This is a genomic window from Bacillus sp. JJ1562 (assembly GCF_036962705.1).
Classification (GTDB): domain Bacteria; phylum Bacillota; class Bacilli; order Bacillales; family Bacillaceae_L; genus Ferdinandcohnia.
The window spans coordinates 1-4828 of sequence record NZ_JBALOQ010000030.1; the positions used below are offsets into that span (position 1 = coordinate 1).

A 4828-nucleotide genomic window follows, 5' to 3' on the forward strand; every position below is an offset into this window, starting at 1 on the left:
TCTTCTTCAACTAAACTGCCCAGTTATTACAATAACTTGTACAAAAAAGGATGCTTCCCTTCTTTAAGGAAAGCACCCTTTACTTTAAGTACAATCCTTCACAAACTCACAAAACTGTTGAATCAGAAAAAGGATATTACCCCATTGTTAAAGTAATGCACTGTTCACATAAGATCGAAACATATAAACATATTGAACAAGTTCACGTTCATAAACTTACTGTAGATATTAACAGGAAGGAGGTTTTCTATTCTTATGCATGAAAAGATAAAGCTGCAGAAATTCGTGGATGCAATGCCTATTCCAAAAACCATATCGCCTAAGAGTAGAAGTAATAATAGTTCATATTACGAAGTGACCATGAAGGAATTCACACAGAAGCTTCACAGGGATCTTGGACCAACCCGTTTATGGGGTTACGATGGAACATTCCCGGGTCCAACATTCGAAGTTATGAAGAATGAAACTGTTTATGTTAAATGGATCAATGATCTCCCAAACAAGCACTTTCTTCCTGTTGATACAACAATTCATGGTTCTGAAATAACTCTTCCAGAGGGTAGAAGTGTTGTTCATTTACACGGTGGAAGAACGCCTGCCCATAGCGATGGTTACCCCGAAGCTTGGTTTACGAGAAATTTTCAAGAAACGGGTCCATTATTTGAACGTGAGATTTATATTTATCCAAATATTGAGCGAGCTACAACGTTGTGGTATCACGATCACACGGTAGGTATTACAAGATTGAACGTCTACGCAGGACTCGCGGGACTCTATCTCATTCGCGACATACATGAACAATCTCTAAATCTACCGAAGGGAATCTATGAAGTCCCTCTTTTAATTGTGGATCGTTCCTTCAACCCCGACGGTTCACTTTACTACCCTAGCACATCAGATCCAAACGACAAAAAACTTCCTAAGCCGTCTCTTGTCGCTCCTTTTGATGCAGATACCATTTTAGTAAACGGAAAGGTTTATCCATTCATGGAAGTTGAACCAAGAAAATACCGATTTCGAATTTTAAATGCATCAAATAGTCGAACGCTTAAACTAAAAATGGAATCCGGTCTGCCTTTTTATATAATTGGCACGGATGGTGGCTTTCTTGAGTCAACAGTACAGATATATGAATTTATCCTGATGAGTGCTGAACGTGTAGATGTGATCATTGATTTTTCCCAATATCTCGGTCAAAACATTATTCTCAAAAATGTCACCAAGACTACCAGTCCCGAAACAACAGAGGTCATGCAATTTAGAGTAACTGTTCCGTTAAAAAGTACTGATACTAGTTCCCTTCCATTTTACTTAGGACCCATCAACCACCTCCAAAGAAGTATGGCAAAAAGAACGAGAGATCTAACACTCGTCAGGACTAAGGATCAATATGGTCGAAATTTAAATTTATTGGATGGTAAGATGTGGATAGGTCGAATATCTGAAAGAATCGAAGTGGATACCGTTGAAATTTGGCGGATCATTAATCTAATTGATGATGTCCCTCATCCTATCCATATTCATTTGGTGGACATTCAAATTCTTGAACGTCAGCCTTTTGATGTTTCTCAATATCAAAAAACCGGAAACCTTATTTTTACGGGGCCTCCTACTTCTCCTGAACCTTATGAAACAGGATTTAAAGATACAGTTCGGACCCCCTATGGTTACGTAACTTCCATTATAGCCCGTTTCGGACCATTTACCGGGCGTTACGTGTGGCATTGTCATATGCTAGAGCATGAAGATCATGAAATGATGCGTCCCATTGAGATTTTTAAAGCACAGGACTTGAGAAAAAAGTGAGGGATAAAAGAACAATCATTGTGACATGAATAGAGAGCAATTTGCTCTCTGTTCTTAAAATGACATAAACCACAAAATCATAAACGTTTACAGATTGAAACGAGTCTCGATAAAATCCGTCCTTGGTGTAGAGAAGTTATTAAACTATTCTGCCCCGTTAGTAAAAAAGCGTCTCAACTTATTGTAGAAACGCACTCGTTAGAGAATTAATATATTACAATCATTACTCCTACATATCTGATGCTTTTTTCTCTAATTTACATATCCAATTATTATAGCCTAACAAGAATAGTAAGAGTATGAGGTCAAGAATAGTTTGTATTTTTTTATTTCCAGCTTATTTTACTTTTAATCAGCACTTGTCCATTCATTATTATTCTGAGTGCAAATATTTATTACCACCATATGAACCCTAGATAAGTTACCTCCACGAGGCGTTTGCATGTATTGCAGACGGTTTTTTGTATTTTTAGAAATTGTTTAAGTAAATAGCTGATTTTGTTTTAACACTATGATAAATGTCCAATCAACCCTTGTCTTAAGAAAATATATATACATAGTAAGATTGTCTTTCCTTCGAATATTCCAATAGGTGACTTCTGAAATGAAAGGAGGGTGAACGAAATGCCATTTTTTGGATTTGACCGAAGAGATCGGTTTTTTCGTGACGACTTTAGAAGAAGACGGTTTTTCCCTTTTGAAAGAGAATTTTTCCCTTTCGACTTCGAATTCGAAAGAAGAAGACGTTTTGAATTTGAAAGAAGAAGACGCAGATTCTTTTAAGCAAATGATTTAAACATTGTTTCAAGGAGCCTACGGGCTCCTTTTTATAATCTGCTGTGAAATATCCACATTTAATTTTTTGCAAATGGTTTATTGCACGAAACTCCGGTTTTATCCTGCAGGATTTATAATTAAATATCCTTTGAATAGAATATTATCTTGTTCAACTCCCTCAGTTTGATACGAATATCTCTCGAATGCTCACTTATTCGCAGGATTTCAAACCCCTTTAAAATGGATTAAAAGGCATTAGAAGTGAGTTCAGATCATTTTGGCTTCGTGAAGGCATAGTTAAATAAAGGAGTTAGTTAATACTCCATATTTTACCATATGATGTACATCTCCACGCCGCCCCTGGAGGCTTTCCCTCCCATGTCTCAACGGGTCATTTGCCCTCTCATTCCTTCGCCATGCCTATCCAAGGGGTGGAGGCCAGTTTTGCTAAACTGATGGGTCACATTGCCCTTTTGTTGAATATACCTGGTACTCCGTACATATTTGTAATCCTACGAATAAGACAACATTCAAAATTAAAGATTGTACTATTGTGTAAGGCTAAAGTTTTTTATTCCTAAGCTGCTAAAGGGATTGTTTCTTTCAATTTACTTGGACAGTATGCCTCATTACGCTTAGCTATTCCTACAAAAATTCTTGCCAATTTACCGATTAACTTCATAATAGACTTCATTTTCTTAATCTTTTTGATTTTCACATTATGTGTGTGAAGTGCTTTAAACTCATCGTTGTTCATCACAAGGCTCATGGTAGCTAGGTAAAGGAAACGCCGTAGCCTGGATCGACCTCGTTTTGAGATCACAATCTGTCCTTTCCATTTTCCTGAACTTGCTTCAGCTAAATGAAGTCCTGCATGTCGTAATAAAGAATTACCATGAGAAAATCCACTTAAGTCTCCTGCTTCTCCTAAAATACCAGCCAATGAGATTTCACTTATCCCTTTAATCATAAGGAGTTTCTGTGCGAAAGGGATTTTATAGAGTTCTTCTTTGATTTGTAGTTCAACTCTTTCGAGTTGTTTTATAGTAAGGTCTAGTGTTATTTAACATATCAAATTTAAGTGTAATTTTACACCAATTATATTAAATACTTCCATAATTGTAAATGTATTTTATTAAACTATCCTACCCCGTTAGTTTAAGTGTATTTTTCACAATTAATTTAAATAAAAAAAGTTCTTTAAGGAAACCTTAAAGAACTAGAGTAAATAACATTAATATTGAGTAAAGAACTTTATTATCAAACAAACAACTTTTTTTCGATAAAACAGAAAGTGTTGCGTGATAAAAAAGTTGTTTACTGATAAACGTAATCCACCATCTTACATCGCTTATAGAAAATTGTTTCGAAAAAGAAAGTTCTTTACTAACTGTAACGGTTGTAATATTTGAACAAGACTTCATGGAAAAAAAGTTCTTTACTGGTTTCCTTGTTAAACTAACGCAACCCTTTAGTTTAACAAGATATATGATTTATTATTTAGATTTGTGCAAACGAATTTCAGATTATTGCTGAATTTCTCGCATTGAACCTAATACGATATTGTATCCATCAGGGTCTTTTATACAGGTATTTTTAAACTCCCAATTGCCGTGTGTACCTGTAAATGGCTCGACTGATATCTTTCCACCTTTTCCACGAACTTCTTCAACTAGAGAGTCCAAGTCATCCCAACTAACGTGAATAAATGTGTCCCATCCAAATTCAGGACCTTCCCATTCGGTAGGATAATCTAATCGCTTTTTTGATACAGCGTTTGGTCGTACATCTTCTGGGGAGATTGACTGTTGAAGAATAATAGTCATTCCGTCTCGTTCTGCGTGCCCCCAATCATCAATTTTACATCCAAATACATCACGGTAGTATTCCTGCGATTTTTTTAAATCGGAGACTAAACGTACTTGAATGGTTTGCCTTAATTTCCCGTTCCTTTGTTGTTTAAGTTCCACCTTTCCTCACTCCTATTAATGAATTTTTTGACTGTTTGGTAAGTTAATAATTTCTATAAACTCCAATAACCTCCTCCTTTGCTTATGATATAATTGTCCGACAATCAATAGCCTAATTTATCTAGTCGAGTAGAAGAGAACCTCTCTACCTTACGGTAGATTGTGTTCTCCCCCCTCCCAGAACCGTGCTTGCGCTATTAACGCACACGGCTCCTCCTAGTTACCATTCACAAAATATAGCTATTCTTTTAGAATCAGATATTGCTAATTCTGCT

2 protein-coding genes and 1 pseudogene are annotated in these 4828 nt (G+C 36.1%); 1 reads left to right on the plus strand and 2 read right to left on the minus strand.

The genetic code is table 11. The annotated features are described in order from the left end of the window. Window positions 1-255 precede the first annotated feature (255 nt). The gene (locus tag V7097_RS18130; protein WP_335705048.1) at window positions 256-1806 is read left to right on the plus strand and encodes a multicopper oxidase family protein; all 1551 of its coding nucleotides are present in this window, start codon (window positions 256-258) and stop codon (window positions 1804-1806) included. A gap of 1354 nt (window positions 1807-3160) precedes the next feature. Here the strand turns inward: V7097_RS18130 and V7097_RS18135 are convergent. Together V7097_RS18135 and V7097_RS18140 are read right to left on the minus strand one after the other, a co-directional pair. Then, window positions 3161-3637 (minus strand): annotated as a pseudogene (locus V7097_RS18135) (IS110 family transposase); the annotation flags it as partial. A 472-nt stretch (window positions 3638-4109) separates the two neighbouring features. Further along, window positions 4110-4553 (minus strand): VOC family protein, encoded by a 444-nt coding sequence (locus tag V7097_RS18140; protein WP_335705049.1) that lies wholly within the window; start codon window positions 4551-4553, stop codon window positions 4110-4112. Between the last annotated feature and the right edge of the window lie 275 nt (window positions 4554-4828).

What these genes read in the sequence shown, in the direction of transcription:
- V7097_RS18130 (WP_335705048.1), top strand. Translation starts at nt 256, where the DNA reads ATGCATGAAAAGATAAAGCTGCAGAAATTCGTGGATGCAATGCCTATT.